The sequence below is a fragment of the candidate division TA06 bacterium genome (genome assembly GCA_016235665.1).
Taxonomy (GTDB): domain Bacteria; phylum Edwardsbacteria; class AC1; order AC1; family EtOH8; genus UBA5202.
The window spans coordinates 36,365-50,896 of sequence record JACRJI010000003.1 but is presented as its reverse complement, the minus strand read 5'-3'; the positions used below and the strand labels follow the sequence as shown (position 1 = coordinate 50,896).

The window sequence follows — 14,532 nt, the reverse complement described above, 5'->3', positions numbered from 1 at the left end:
CCAAGAAACATTTAAGAGGCAGCGGTCATGAAGCTAAAACTATCATGCGGCAAACTATTTTTATTGGCGTTTATCCTGGGCTGGACGGCAACGGCCCAGGCCGTGTTAGTGGAAAATTCTCCCGTCACCTTGACCCAACCGGACGGACAAAACCTATTTCTGTTCCTGACCGGGGACGAGTTCCATCACCGGGTGTACGACAAAAATGGATATACGGTGTTAAAGGACCCCGCCACCGGGTTCATAGTATACGCTGCCAAAGAGCAGGGCCGTCTGGTACCGGGGCCGTTGGTAGCTGGCCGCGATGATCCGGCCGGAGCCAAGCTGGTGCCGGGGCTCGATGACGATCCTTTTGTATTGCAGCAGGCCAGGGAGGCTATGCCGTATATGGCCGGTCAGGGCGCCAAAACCCCGTCTACCGGGGCGATAAATAATCTGGTGGTGTTCATTAGCTTTGCCGATCAGACGGAGTTCCCGGACACCTCCGGATCGTTAAACTACTACGGCCGGACCTTCAACGACAGCACCGGATCGACCAACTCCCTGCGGAATTATTTTCATGAGGTAAGTTACAAAAGGCTAACGGTAAGGTCCACCCTGTATCCTTTGTCGGGAGATACCTTTGTGGTCTCCTACCAGGATACTTTGAACCGTAATTACTACTGTCCCTACGATGCCGCCACCAATCCCGAAGGGTACACCGGCGGGAACAACAGCTACGACCGGGCCACCAGGGAGCACGGCCTGCTCCGGCGGGCCATTGAATCGATAGCCGGGCAGGTTCCGGCCGGGCTGGATATAGACGCCGATGATGACGGGTACGTGGACAATGTCTGCTTTGTGATCCGCGGCCCGACCACGGCCTGGGCCACCCTGCTCTGGTCCCACCGCTGGTCAATGTATTATGAGGATGCCTACATAAACGGAAAGCAGGTCTGGGACTATAATTTTCAGATGCAGTCGCAGTTCAACGTGGGGGTGCTGTGCCACGAAATGGGCCACTCGGTGGGGTATCCCGATCTCTACCACTATTACACCGGCACCAGCCTTTCTCCCACCGGCATCTGGGACATCATGTGCTCCACCCCCAACCCGCCGGCCCATTCCAGCTCTTACATGAAATATTACTATACCGGCTGGGTGGACAGTATGCCGGAGATCATCACGGCCGGGACTTACTGGCTGAAGCCGCTGGCTGACAGCGCCGGGGGATCCTGTTATAAGATCGCCTCGCCGAACTCCGTTTCGGAGTATTATGTGGTGGAGTACCGCCGAAAGGCGGGGATCTACGAGAACTCGCTCTACGGTTCCGGTCTGCTGGTATACCGGATCAACAGCAGTTTTGCCGGGGAAGGCAATGCCTACTATGACGGCAGCACCATATTTGATGAGGTCTACCTCTACCGCCCCGGAGGCACAATTGCGGCCAACGGCACCATTTCCACCGCCTATTTTTCGGAAGGCTCGGCCCGCAACGCCATCAACGATGCCACCAACCCCACCGGATTTTTGCACGACGGGTCATTGGGTGGGCTGGACATTTACGACATCGGGGCGGCCGGGGATTCCATCTGCTTTACGGTCGGTTTTCCCGCCGGGGTTTCCGGGGGGCCCGGCTCCGGCGTCCTTTCCCGGGGAATAAGGATCATATCCTGCGGGCCCAATCCTGCGGCGGGTTTTGCCGACATTCGCTTTGAAACGGACAATCGTTCCGCCGCCAGACTGGATGTCTATGCCATAAGCGGGCAAAAAGCGGCCAGCCTGGAACTAGGCAGCCGGGAGCCCGGCCAGCATCTGGTGAAATGGGATCTGCGGGACAATCACGGGAAAAGACTGCCGGCCGGGATATACATATTGCGCCTGTCCTCCGGGGACCGGCAGGCCACCGCCCGTTTGGTGCTGGTGAAATAGCTTAGGACTTACGGATAAAGGAGATGCTCGGCCATGAAATCGTTGCTACTAGCAATCTCACTGCCGGTCTTGATAGTCTCCGCTGCGGTCGCAGGCGGGAACGGCAATATCGCCACCTTCTCCATAGTGGCCTACGATTCCGTGGCCCGCGAATGGGGAGTGGCGGTGCAATCGCGGTTCCTGGCGGTGGGCGCAGTGGTGCCATACGCCAGGGCGGGGATCGGCGCCCTGGCCTCCCAAGCTTGGGGCAACACCAGGTACGGGCCCGAAGGGCTGGAAATGCTAACCCGGGGCCTGCCGGCGGACTCAGTCCTGAAAGCGCTTCTATCAGCGGACAGCAGCGCCCAGAACCGGCAGGCGGGAATCGTCGACAATGCCGGGCGGGCGGTGACCTTCACCGGAAAGCTTTGTCAGCCCTGGGCCGGCGGCATCGCTGGGGAAGGCTTCTGCGTCCAGGGGAATATATTGGCCGGCCCGCAGGTGGCCGACAGCATGGCGGCGGCCTTTGTCCGGTCCCGTGGATGCCTGGCCCAAAGGCTGATAGCCGCCCTTCACGCCGGGCAGGCGGCCGGCGGCGACAGCCGGGGGATGCAGTCGGCCGCTATGCTGGTGGTGACCGAGGCCGGAGGCTACTCCGGATACAACGACCGGATGATAGACCTGAGGGTGGACGACCATCCCCGGCCGATCGAGGAACTGGAGCGGATCTTCAGGCTACATCAAAAGACGTTCGGGGCCGAAGCCTATATCCGGATCGCCATCGCCTCGGCCAGGCAGAACGACCAAGCCCGGGCGGAAAACGCCTTTGCCCGGGCGGCAGAGATCGCCGACGAGTTTCATGACGACCCCCAGCTTTACAACGGGATAGCCTGGGAGATGGCCCTCAACGATTTCCGCCTGCCGCAGGCCCTGGAGCTGGCCTTGAAGGCATTGGCCCTGGCGCCCGGCGACGCCAACATCATGGACACCGCGGCCGAGATATACGCCAGGATGGGTAACTTCAAAAAGGCGGTGGAGCTGGAGAAAAAGGCCCTGGCCATCTCCCCGAATCCAGAGTTCAAAAAGAAGCTCGGCGATTGGCGGAAAAAGGCCAGGTAGCTACTTCGGCGAATCAACAGAACCCCTTCCCCAGCGGAAGGGGTTTTACGTTAGCTTCTTTTGGGAAGCCATATTTCTGGTTGCTTTATGCCAAAAATAATGTATAATCATATCAATGCAGTTCGCACTAGAGTCCACCATATGGTTAAAATAGTCCTGCCCGGGATAACGGGCGAGGCCTCCCCCAATCCTCTTTACGAGTTTCACATCTCGGCCGCCGCCAGAAAGAAGTACGGCTGTGACGATGGCCTTTTTTCCATTTCCGGCAACGTGATCCTGGCCGATCTGAACGCCGCCCGGCAATTGGCATATAAAATGAACTGTTCCGGGGTTCAGATCACGGCCGGACAGCTGGCCGCCATGGGCCTGATCGACGAGCTGCAGCACTATGTGATAGCCCAGTACCGTGCCCGGGTCAACCAGAAGGCATTTTCCCAGGCCCTGGCGCACCTGGACCGGGAGCTTTCCCCGGCTGACACTAAAGACTGTCTGACGGAATTCGTCAAAACCTTTCCTCCGCTTTTAGTGCACCGTCGGCAGATCACCCTGGCAGAATATCTTAAAGGCAGCACCGCCAAAGTGTCCCACAGGGAGATCTCCCTGGAGGAAATGCTGCTGCTGTGGACAGCCAATCAGAACCCTGCCCTGGAGCCGTTCGGCGAATTATTCGGCGACCTGCCGTTGCGGCAGAACAGCCGGTACCCGGAGTTAACGGAATCACTAAAGATCTTTTTCTCCGGACAGCCCGGGTTCGGCCCCTTCAACCAGAACCTGGTGGAACTGCTGCTGGCCCCGTCCAGGGCCCATCCATACTCTCTGGCGGACCAGCTGAACTATATAAAACTCCATTGGCTGGAGATACTGCCGGCCGGGGCGCTGGAGCGGCTGTTCCAAAAACTGTTGCTGGCGCTGGACATCATCCGGGAAGAGGAGCGGATGAGGGGCGGCGGGCCGGGACCGTCTCGGGTGCTGGATTTCAGCGGGGCCGCCCCAGGCGCCAAAGCCGGCCCGGAGTACGAGCCAAAAGCCTTTTCCCCGGACCTGGACTGGATGCCCAACGTGGTGATGATGGCCAAGAATGCCCCGGTCTGGCTTTACCAGCTGTCGCAGAAATACGGATACCCGATAACCACCCTGGACCAGGTCCCCGACCGGGAGTTGGAGCTGCTGTCCCAGCGGGGATTCAACTCCCTGTGGCTGATCGGCATCTGGCAGCGCAGTTCCGCCTCCCGCCGGATCAAGCAGATGACCGGGAACCAGGAAGCGCTGGCCTCGGCCTATTCGCTTTACGATTATTCCATCTCCCATGACCTGGGCGGGGACCCGGCCTACTGGAACCTGAAGGACAGGGCCCAGCGCTGCGGGATAAGGCTGGCGGTGGACATGGTGCCCAACCACACCGGCCTGTATTCCCGGTGGATAGTGGAGCATCCCGACTGGTTCGTCCAGACCTCCCAGCCGCCCTTTCCGGGGTATGCCTTCAACGGCCCCGATCTTTCGGAGGACCCAGGCATAGGCCTTTTCATAGAGGACGGTTACTGGAATCGCCGGGATGCGGCGGTGGTCTTCAAGCGGGTTGACAAGAATTCCGGAGAGGCGCGCTACATCTATCACGGCAATGACGGCACCCACCTGCCCTGGAACGACACCGCCCAGCTGAACTTTCTGCTGCCGGCGGTGCGGGAGGCGGTGATGGAGAAGATACTGACCGTGGCCCGCTATTCCTCCATCATCCGCTTCGACGCGGCCATGACCCTGGCCAAGCGCCATTACCAGAGGCTGTGGTTCCCGGAACCGGGCTCGGGCGGCGACATCCCCTCCCGGGCCGGCCAGGGCCTGTCCCGCCAGGATTTCGAGCGGGCCTTCCCGGCCGAGTTCTGGCGGACCGTGGTGGACCGGATCGCCGCCGAGGCCCCCCAGACCCTGCTGCTGGCCGAGGCTTTCTGGCTGATGGAGGGATTCTTCGTGAGAACCCTGGGGATGCACCGGGTCTACAACAGCGCCTTCATGAACATGCTGAAGAAGGAGGAGAATTCCAATTACCGGACGGTGATCCGGAACGTGCTGGAGTTCAACCCCGAGATACTGAAACGCTTTGTCAACTTCCTCAGCAACCCCGACGAGGAGCCGGCCGCCGCCCACTTCGGCAGGGGGGACAAGTATTTCGGGGTCTGCGCCATGATGGCCACCCTGCCCGGCCTGCCGCTGTTCGGCCACGGCCAGCTGGAAGGGTTTGGCGAAAAGTACGGGATGGAGTACGGCCGCTCCTACCAGAACGAGACCGAGGATCAGGGGCTGATGGAACGGCACCAGCGGGAGATCTTTCCCCTGCTTAAAAAGCGCCATTTGTTCAGCGGGGTGGACCAGTTCGCCTTTTACGACGCGGTCTCGGAACAGGGCCACATCCATCCGGACATTTATGCCTACTCCAACGGGCAGGGGCCGGAACAGGCCCTGTTCATTTACAACAACCGGTTGCAGTCGGTGGCGGGATGGATACGGGAAACGGTCAGCCAGCGCCGGGATGAGAACGACAGACAGGCCGGGAAAAGCAGCCTGGCCCAGCGCCTGCAGCTGACGCACGGAGGCTGGTACATCTTCAGGGACGAGGTCTTGGGGCTGGAGTACATCAAGACGTCCGGGGAGCTGATCGAGAAGGGATTTTATTTCAGCCTGAACGGTTACCAATATAATCTGCTTTCTTCCTTCCGCAAAGTTGATGGGGAAGAATACGGGAATTTGTGCCGGCATCTGTCGGGCCGGGGCGTGCCGGAAATGGGCCGGGCCTTGTGGGAATTGAAGCTGGCCGGAGTGCTGAATGAAGTATCAAAGCTTTTCCTTCCACTGGCGGCGGCGGATCTTGGCCGGGAATACCTGGCTTCTCCGGAAAAGCAGACGGTCCTCATATCGCAGCAAAACTCCTCCCTGAAAAGATATTTTATAGAAGCCGAAAAGATAATTGGTCCGCTGTCCGCTGAAGACGATGTCATCAGGCAGGCGGAAAAACAGTTCAAATCAGTTTCCAGACTGGCCAATGAACCGGAGCTCAAAAGCATCAGAGCCTCTCACCTGGGCCAAAAGTATTTAAAAGCTGTTCCCGAAGCTGAAATGTCTTTTACTCTGTTTAACGATCCCGGATACAAGTTCTTATACGCCGTACTGCTGCAGAAGGCACTCCGGCAGGGGCTGGGGGACGCAGTCTCCGCCGGTTTGTACGGGGAAAAGGCCGCAGAGTCACTGCAGGCCGGGGGCGTGGCCCGGGAAACAGCCTCGCAAATGCGCTGGTTGTGGGAGAACCTGGCTCTCCCCGAAACAACCAGGGACAACTTGCTGGAGGACAGTGGCAGGTTCAAAGATTTCTTAAGCCAGCCCCGGGTGCAGGAATTCCTGGGATGCAATTGGCACCAGGGGATACTGTGGTTCAACCGGGAAAGGTTCCTTACCCTGCTATACTGGCAGACAGTGGTCTCCCTCATGGAGGAAAAGCCGGGAATCAAGGCGGCCAAGAGACTGCTGCGAATATTGAAGATTGACAGGAAGTATATCCAGTCCGCCGAAGAATCAGGCTATGACCTCAACAAATATACGGGCATGATCAGCTGATGGCAAAAAAGAAGAACAACAACTTCAGGGGCGTGATCCTGGCCCTGGCGGCCATTGTGGCCGCCGCCCTGGTCATGAAGTATTTGTGGAGCAGCGGAGTGAAGATCCCGCGGCCCGGTCCGATCTCCTTTGCCCGGGAGGCCGGGGGGCTTAAGGCCTTTGACCAGGCCCTGTCAGGATTGAAGGATGACAGCCTGGCGGTCCGGCCATTGACGGTTGGGCCGGACTCGGGAACCTGGTATCAGATAGCGGCCGGCAAGGATGTTTCCTATATCCTGCTGAACCTGCGCCTGAGCCGGATGGCAGGATCCTGCGGTCTTAAGACCGTGGCGGCCGAAGAGGACAGCAAAAAACAGACGCTTAAGCTGAGCTATGCCTTTCAGGAGACGCTGACGGTAAATATCCTGGTGAAAAGGAAAAGGTCCGAGATCGTTCCTCCGGCCGCAAAACCCAGGATGGTGATAGTAATATACAACTGGCCCCCCCAGGACACCAAGACCGCCCAGGAATTCCTGAACTGTCCCCAGGCGGCAACCCTGATAATCAAGGCTTCCGCTCAAAATATCAGCAAAACGGTTTTGGCGGCCCTGCCGCTGGAGCCCAAGGGATACCCCCGGCAGGATCCCGGCCCCGGCACGATCCTGGTGGATGACTCGGAACTGAAGATCAAGGCCAAGATGGACCAGGCTTTAAAGCTTTATCCCAAGGCCGCCGGTTTTTACGCCGTGGCCGGATCCCGGGCATTGGAGGATTCCCGGGTCTGCAACATTGTTCTTAAATACTGCCTCCAAAAGGGCCTGATCTTCCTGGAACCCCAGCCCTCCACTCGCTCCCTGGCTTTTGAACTGGCCGGCCAGCTGGAATGCCGGTACCTGAAGCCGGATATGGTCATTGAAGCCAAGGATCCCCGTTCTTCCGCCGCCGGGCAATTGAACAAGGCGCTGAGCGCCTGCCGGGAAAAGGGCCGGTACATTGTTCTGGCCCCGGCCAGCCCGGCATTCATCAAGGCCCTAAAGGAGACGGCGGGAGAAAAAACGAAAAAGGAGTTTGACTTTATTTCGGTCTCCAGGATCGGCCAATAAAAGCGTCCGTAAGAATGAGAAAAATACTGGCCATAGTTCTTCCCGCTGCGATGCTTGCGGGGACGTTGATCACAACCACGGTCCGGGCGCAGAACGATCCTGCCATCCGGTTTTGCCTGACCGGGGACATCATGCTGGGCCGGGGGGTTAAGAGGATGTCGGACAGATACGGCACGGGCTACCCCTTTGCCGGGACCTGTTCGCTGACGGCCGGAGCCAACCTCACTATAGGCAACCTGGAATCCCCTTTGACCTCGGCCGAAAACCAAAGCACCAGCCCCTGGCATTTTAAGGGCGACACCATCACAGCCGCCCTGGAACTCAAGAAGGCGGGGTTCGACATGATGTCCCTGGCCAATAACCACACCCTGGACTGCGGCATCCAGGGCCTTTTTGATTGCACCGGGGTGCTGGACACCGCGGGCATCGCCTACGGCGGGCTGGTTCGAACAATGGTTGATCCATCCGGGGATACCGTGATCCTGGCCCGGCCGTCATATCTTCGGGTCAAAAACAAAAAAATAGGCCTGGTGGCCTTTTGCGAACCTTATCTCTTGGACATTGCCAAAGATCACGGGGCCGTGAACATCGCCCCGGCCGACTCGGCCTGCGTGGCCCGTTCCATCGCCGCCATCCGCGATTCCTGCGACATCATCGTCGCCTCTTTCCACTGGGGCTTTGAATACAAGGACCTTCCAACCTGGACCCAGAAAAAACTCGGCCGGCTGGCCATTGACTGCGGGGCCAAGCTGGTGCACGGCCATCACCCCCATGTTTTGCAAGGGGTAGAATTTTACCGGGACGGGCTGATCGCCTACAGCCTTGGGAATTTCATCTTTGATCAGAAAAATCAGGTCTGCCGGGAAAGCGCCATGCTGTTTGCGGAACTTAAGGGAGATTCTCTGACGGCGGTCTCGATGGTTCCCCTGGAGATCGTAAGTAACCGGCCGGTCCCGGCCGGGAGGAAGAAGGACCGGGACATTCAAGCCCGGCTACGGCAATTGTGCTGGAAGCTGGGGACACAGGTCACCGGGTCCGGGCAAAACCTTAGACTCCGGCCCGCTGTCCAAGGAAAAAAAGGAGCACCTTGACAAAACTAGCATTCATGATTATATTGCTTTATGGGCGGTTCTTTAGGAATCGCCCGTTGCCTTGAAGACAATAAAGAAAGTTACAAGATGCGATTAGACAAATTCACTATCAAATCCCAAGAAGCCCTGGATGCCGCGTCCCAGCTGGCCGCCCAAGGTAACCAACAGGAGATAGCGCCGGAGCACCTGCTGGCCGCCCTGCTGGACCAGCCCGAGGGCGTGGTCATTTCCCTGCTCCAAAAAATGGGGGCCAACCCGGCCCTGTTAAAAAACCGGGTGGAAGTCGAGATCCAGAACCTTCCCAAGGTTTACGGTGGAGCCTCCCAGCCCTACCTTTCCAACGCGCTGAATAAGCTTCTGCAAAAGGCCCAGGCCGAAGCCGAAAAGATGAAGGATGAATACGTCTCCGGCGAGCACCTGCTGCTGGCCCTGGCCGAGGAACATGGCAAAGCCTCCCAAATCCTGAAGAACTCAGGGATCAACAGCGACCACATCCTAAAAGCATTGGTGGATGTCCGGGGCAGCCAGAGGGTGACCGACCAGGATCCCGAGGGCAAGTACCAGGCCCTGCAGAAATATTCGCGGGACCTGACCGAACTGGCCCGCCAGGGCAGGCTGGACCCGGTGATCGGCCGGGATGACGAGATTCGCCGGGTGATCCAGGTGCTTTCCCGCCGCACCAAGAACAATCCGGTCCTGATCGGCGAGCCGGGAGTGGGCAAGACCGCCATCGCCGAAGGCCTGGCCCAGCGGATAAATTCCGGCGACGTGCCCGAGACCCTTAAGAACAAGAAGGTTGTGGCCCTGGACCTGGGGGCCCTGATCGCCGGGGCCAAGTTTCGGGGCGAATTTGAAGAACGTCTTAAAGCAGTGCTCAAGGAGATCGAAGCCGCGGCCGGTTTGGTCATTTTGTTCATCGATGAGCTCCATACTTTGGTTGGCGCCGGCAAGGCCGAGGGGTCCATGGACGCCTCCAACATGCTGAAACCGGCCCTGGCCCGGGGCGAACTGCGGATGGTGGGCGCCACTACCCTGGACGAGTACCGCAAGAACATAGAGAAGGATCCGGCCCTGGAGCGCCGTTTGGCACCGGTGCTAGTGCAGGAGCCGTCGGTGGAGGACACCATTGCCATCTTACGCGGCTTAAAGGAACGCTACGAACTGCATCACAAGGTAAGGATCAAGGATTCAGCTTTGGTGGCGGCGGCGGTGCTTTCCCATCGCTACATCTCCGACCGCTTTCTGCCGGACAAGGCGGTGGACCTGATTGACGAGGCCTCCTCCCGCCTGCGGATAGAGATCGACAGCCTGCCTACCGAGATCGACGAAGTGGAGCGGCGGATCATGCAGATGGAGATCGAGCGCACGGCCTTAAAAAAGGACCACGACGCGCTTTCCAGGGAGCGGCTGGCCAAAATAGATTCCGAGCTGGCCGAGCTCAAGGAGAAATCCTCCACCATGAAGGCCCACTGGCAGAACGAGAAGGCCATCATCAAGAAGATCTCCGATATCAAACAGCGGGTGGAGAATTCCAAGATCGAGGAACAGCAGGCCGAGAAGAAGGGCGACTACAACAAGGTGGCCGAGTTCCGCTACGGCACTTTGGTTGCCCTGCAGAAGGACCTGGAGCACGAGAACAAGCACCTGGCCGAAATCCAACAATCCCAGAAATTCCTGAAGGAGGAAGTGGACGAAGATGACATAGCCGAGGTGGTGGCCAAGTGGACCGGTATCCCGGTCACCAGGATGCTGGAGGGCGAGACATCAAAGCTTATCAAGATCGAAGAACGTCTGCGGGAGCGGGTGATCGGCCAGGACGAGGCCTTAAAGTCCATCGGCAATGCTGTCCGGCGGTCACGGGCCGGGCTGTCCGACCCCAACAAGCCGATAGGTTCCTTCATCTTCCTGGGGCCCACCGGGGTGGGCAAAACAGAATTGGCCCGGGCTCTGGCCGAATTCCTGTTCGACGACGAGCGGGCCATGGTGCGGATCGACATGTCGGAATACATGGAGAAGCACACGGTGTCCCGTTTGCTGGGCGCGCCTCCGGGCTATGTGGGATACGACGAGGGCGGCCAGCTGACCGAAGCGGTGCGGCGCCGGCCCTACTGCGTGATATTGTTCGACGAGATAGAGAAGGCCCACTACGACGTGTTTAACGTGCTGCTGCAGGTGCTGGACGACGGCCGGTTGACCGACGGCCAGGGCCGTACGGTGGACTTCAAGAACACGGTGATCATCATGACCTCCAACATCGGCTCCCAGTGGATCAGCGAGCTGGGGGACGACGAGGCCAAGATGAAGGAAAAAGTGATGGAGGCCATGCGCCAGCATTTTAGGCCGGAGTTCCTTAACCGGGTGGATGAGACCATCATCTTCCACCGGCTGGACAAGCAGCAGATCACGGCCATAGTGGACATTCAGCTGAAGCATTTGTACCTGAGGCTGGCCGACCGGAAGATAAAGCTGGAGGTGACAGATAAGGCCAAGGAGCTGCTGGCCAGCGAGGGCTACGATCCGGCCTTCGGGGCCAGGCCGTTGAAACGGGCGATCCAGAGGTTGCTGCAGGATCCCTTGTCCATGAGGATACTGGAGGGAGAGTTCAAGGACGGGGATACGGTGAAGGCGGAGGTTAAGAAGGGGGAGATTATATTTACCAAAGGGTAAGATAACGGAAAACAAGAAGCCCCGCCGAAAGGCGGGGCTTCTTGTTTGCTAAACATTACATTCTCGTCTTTTTTAAAGTTTATAGCTTTTCAAATTTCATACGCAAACCTTCGGCATATTCTCGTACTTTTTTAAAGTTTATAGCTTTTCGAACGTTAATTTTATAATCTAAACGGTTCTTGCTTTCAATTAAATTTGCCTTACGTTTAAAATTTTCTATTACCTGTGGTGTCCACCAAATATAATTATCTACCACCTCTTGGGAAAAATAATCATAAATTACCTCGTCAACAAAGGAATGGCCAAATACAGCAAATTCACGCCGTAGATCTTTATCAAGGTCTTCGTACTTAACGACAATTGGCGTTACTCCCGACAAATATTGGAGACGACATAGTTCTTGAATGATTTCTTTATGATCCTTTAAATCATGTTCCTGCGCGACAAAAATACGTTTAATCTTAACGCCACGTTTTGTTGCTTCGTGGTTTATACGGAGATACTCTAAACCTTCTATAGCCCAATAGAGAGGAAATTGACTTAAATTAACAGCATCAGTTGTGATAACTTCATCACCTTTCTTTAGAGAAGAAAATATAGCTTCAGATGCAGCCATGAAGCTTTCTGCCGTTGTTCTAACACGTTGTGCACGTATATCAGTTGCTGTTGATAGGTTTGGATATTGCTTACAGTAATTATTAAGTGGATTAGGGATGTCCATATAACGAAGTTTATTTATACTACTGGTAAGATGTCGGTGTAAAATATTCTTTAACTCAGAGTGACTTCTAAATTCGCGATACAGACCCTTTTTCTTGCAGATCTCTTTGAATTTATTTAAACGTATAATTTCCTTAGGCTTAATTTCATTTTTTGGGATAGAGCGATTAGAAAAATACAATAGTACGGGTTTATTTAATTTTTGCCCCACAATTATTTCCTCTACCGTACCTGAAGGTGCTTTGCCGGTTGGTGTACCTAGTTGCGCCCAAAAAAGAGCAACAATAATATCAGAATCTTTTATAAGTTGTTCATTTAGTATTGCTTGAGGCCTTTTCCCATATTGTGGCACTGAATGTGTCGCCCAATCAATAGGTTCAAACCAAATGCCCTCATTACTCCCAGTGTTAGTGTTCCACTCTAGAACGATTTCCTTTACAATGTTTCTTGTTGAGTTTAAATCAGAGGGACAAGAAACAAGAAGTTTATAGATAGTAGCATTTCGGGGCATGATAAAACCTCCATAATATTAGTAAAGCTAAAAGACAGTTAGATTAACTCATTCCCTTTAGGTTGAGCTTTAAATGACTCCGGTTTAAGATCGTTAGTTAACCGAAATACACCCTCTACCACATGTCGCTTTAGTTGTATTTCAACCATGAGCGTTTGATTGGGTTCGAAGTATCGCTTAAGTTTGTCAAAAGTACCCCTGTATTCGGCTACGGTGTAATAGGAATAGCCCGATGAAGGTTGAGCCGCGATTTTAAAGCCGAATTTGCCGCCAAGTTCTGGTTTTTCAAGCCAGTCAGCCATTACGTCGTAATCAATATAGTACGTAAGTATTCCGGGATTTAGCTTGTTGCGTTGTCTGTCTACAAAGAATCCTGGAGGCAAGTGATTCTCATTATATTCCGGTCCGGCAGTAAAAAGGACGTCATAGTTGACAAGGCTATTATCGCGGTCATCCATAATCTTGAAAACGAACATGCAGTAACGATTAGTGACAAAGGTGCGTTCAAAAAGAAAAAGCTCTTTGGTTTTTGTCTTCCGTTCGGCCACCTGAGTTGCTACTGTTATTTCGTTTAACTTGGTGATCAGCCGCTTGTAGTTGGTTGCGCTATTCACGGAAAGACACTGAAGAGCCCAGTTAACCGTAGGATGGGTGATGTCATCGCTTGATTTTACGCTGTTTAATATGCCCATGGTTTCTCCGGAATGCGAGCACCCCGGTAGTATGCCAAAAGCGTATTTTTTTGGCAGTTTTTCTTTTTCAAGTTTAAACCCGCCGTCTTGCTGCAACAGGCGTATCAGGCCGTAATTCATATTCGCCGCCGCTGTCCGGATCACGCCATCGGACCCTTCTTCTCCGGTATAAGAGTTAAGATGGTCATAAAAACTGTGATCGATGCGCTGGCCGGTAAGTACGAAGATATACAGTCCCGCAGTAAGGCAGTCATAATCTAGCCAGGATTGGTTTAACGCCCAGCTTTGGCCGCTTCCCAGTTCAAGCCAGTCCAGCACCCCGGTGCCCGGCTGAACGCCTTCCACGAAAAATTTCATTCGTGACAGGCGGCTTTTGCCGAGTTGGGCAAGCGCAGAGCCATGGTTTGCGGGCGCCAGCATAATAAGGTGCTGTAATGGGCATTTGTCAAGCCGTTCTTTGTAGAAAAGGTCAATCCATTTGCGTACAACAGGTCCGCCGGTTGAATGCGTAATGCACGCAAACCGTTCCCCCGGTTCTAAGTTCGGCAGAATTTCGGCTCTTACGGCGTTCTGCATTCCGCGGGCAATGTCGTCGATATTTACTTCATCCGAGAAGCTTACGTATTTACTGAGATAGAGATGCTCAATCTTGATTTCAAGGTCGTCGGGGGCGTTTTTTGCCAGAGCGGCAGGCAAGCCGCCGTATGTGTTAGTATTGGTAACGCTCCATCCGTGGACAAATACAACAAGCATAAACTGTCTCCCTTTTAGTTGTTAAAAAAGGAATGGTATGAAACCACCTTGAAAATTCCACCATGTTGTGCCAACAGTTCAATTTCTATAAATGGGACAATTGTTTTCGCTATGGCTATTTAGGCCTTGGCAAAAGCCCTTAAGAAGAGATTTAAGTATTCATTGCACAGGTTGGCTTCATCAAAGGTTTTGCTCTTGCAATGGTCAAGATTACGGCCAAACTGCTCAACCAGATGGTCCAATTCTTTCTGGAAATGAGCAAAGGTTATGATGTCGCTGGATTGTCTTTGGCGGGACATAGCTCAATCCGATGTTTAAAACAACGTTTTAAGTTCAAGGCATTATAAGTATCATAATACTATATAGGGGGGCTAAAAAGCAAATAAAAAACCGCAACTAAATGT

At 55.1% G+C, this 14,532-nt stretch carries 9 protein-coding genes; 6 read left to right on the top strand and 3 right to left on the bottom strand.

The features are described from left to right. Positions 1-27: 27 nt before the first annotated feature. From HZA73_00925 to clpB, 6 genes are all read left to right on the top strand, one after another. Positions 28-1,911, top strand: coding sequence for a M6 family metalloprotease domain-containing protein (locus tag HZA73_00925; GenBank protein ID MBI5804587.1), 1,884 nt, complete (start codon positions 28-30; stop codon positions 1,909-1,911). A 33-nt stretch (positions 1,912-1,944) separates the two neighbouring features. Then, positions 1,945-3,009 (top strand): DUF1028 domain-containing protein, encoded by a 1,065-nt coding sequence (locus HZA73_00920; GenBank protein ID MBI5804586.1) that lies wholly within the window; start codon positions 1,945-1,947, stop codon positions 3,007-3,009. A 141-nt stretch (positions 3,010-3,150) separates the two neighbouring features. After that, positions 3,151-6,612, top strand: coding sequence for an alpha-amylase (locus tag HZA73_00915; GenBank protein ID MBI5804585.1), 3,462 nt, complete (start codon positions 3,151-3,153; stop codon positions 6,610-6,612). Next, on the top strand, positions 6,612-7,694 hold the full coding sequence (locus tag HZA73_00910; protein MBI5804584.1) for a divergent polysaccharide deacetylase family protein: 1,083 nt from the start codon (positions 6,612-6,614) through the stop codon (positions 7,692-7,694). The genes HZA73_00915 and HZA73_00910 overlap by 1 nt, the downstream gene beginning before the upstream one ends. A gap of 14 nt (positions 7,695-7,708) precedes the next feature. Further along, positions 7,709-8,785, top strand: a complete 1,077-nt coding sequence (locus tag HZA73_00905; protein ID MBI5804583.1) for a CapA family protein — start codon at positions 7,709-7,711, stop codon at positions 8,783-8,785. Between the two features lie 87 nt (positions 8,786-8,872). Beyond that, entirely contained in the window at positions 8,873-11,452 is a 2,580-nt protein-coding gene (clpB, locus tag HZA73_00900; GenBank protein ID MBI5804582.1) for an ATP-dependent chaperone ClpB, read from the top strand. Between the two features lie 79 nt (positions 11,453-11,531). Here the strand turns inward: clpB and HZA73_00895 are convergent, their stop codons facing one another. The 3 genes from HZA73_00895 to HZA73_00885 form a co-directional block, all read right to left on the bottom strand. Continuing rightward, positions 11,532-12,683 (bottom strand): hypothetical protein, encoded by a 1,152-nt coding sequence (locus HZA73_00895; GenBank protein ID MBI5804581.1) that lies wholly within the window; start codon positions 12,681-12,683, stop codon positions 11,532-11,534. A gap of 38 nt (positions 12,684-12,721) precedes the next feature. Continuing rightward, positions 12,722-14,128 carry a phospholipase gene (locus HZA73_00890; GenBank protein MBI5804580.1) on the bottom strand — a complete coding sequence of 469 codons (1,407 nt, stop codon included), beginning with the start codon at positions 14,126-14,128 and terminating at the stop codon, positions 12,722-12,724. Positions 14,129-14,247: 119 nt separating this feature from the next. Beyond that, positions 14,248-14,427 carry a hypothetical protein gene (locus HZA73_00885; GenBank protein MBI5804579.1) on the bottom strand — a complete coding sequence of 60 codons (180 nt, stop codon included), beginning with the start codon at positions 14,425-14,427 and terminating at the stop codon, positions 14,248-14,250. Positions 14,428-14,532 lie beyond the last annotated feature (105 nt).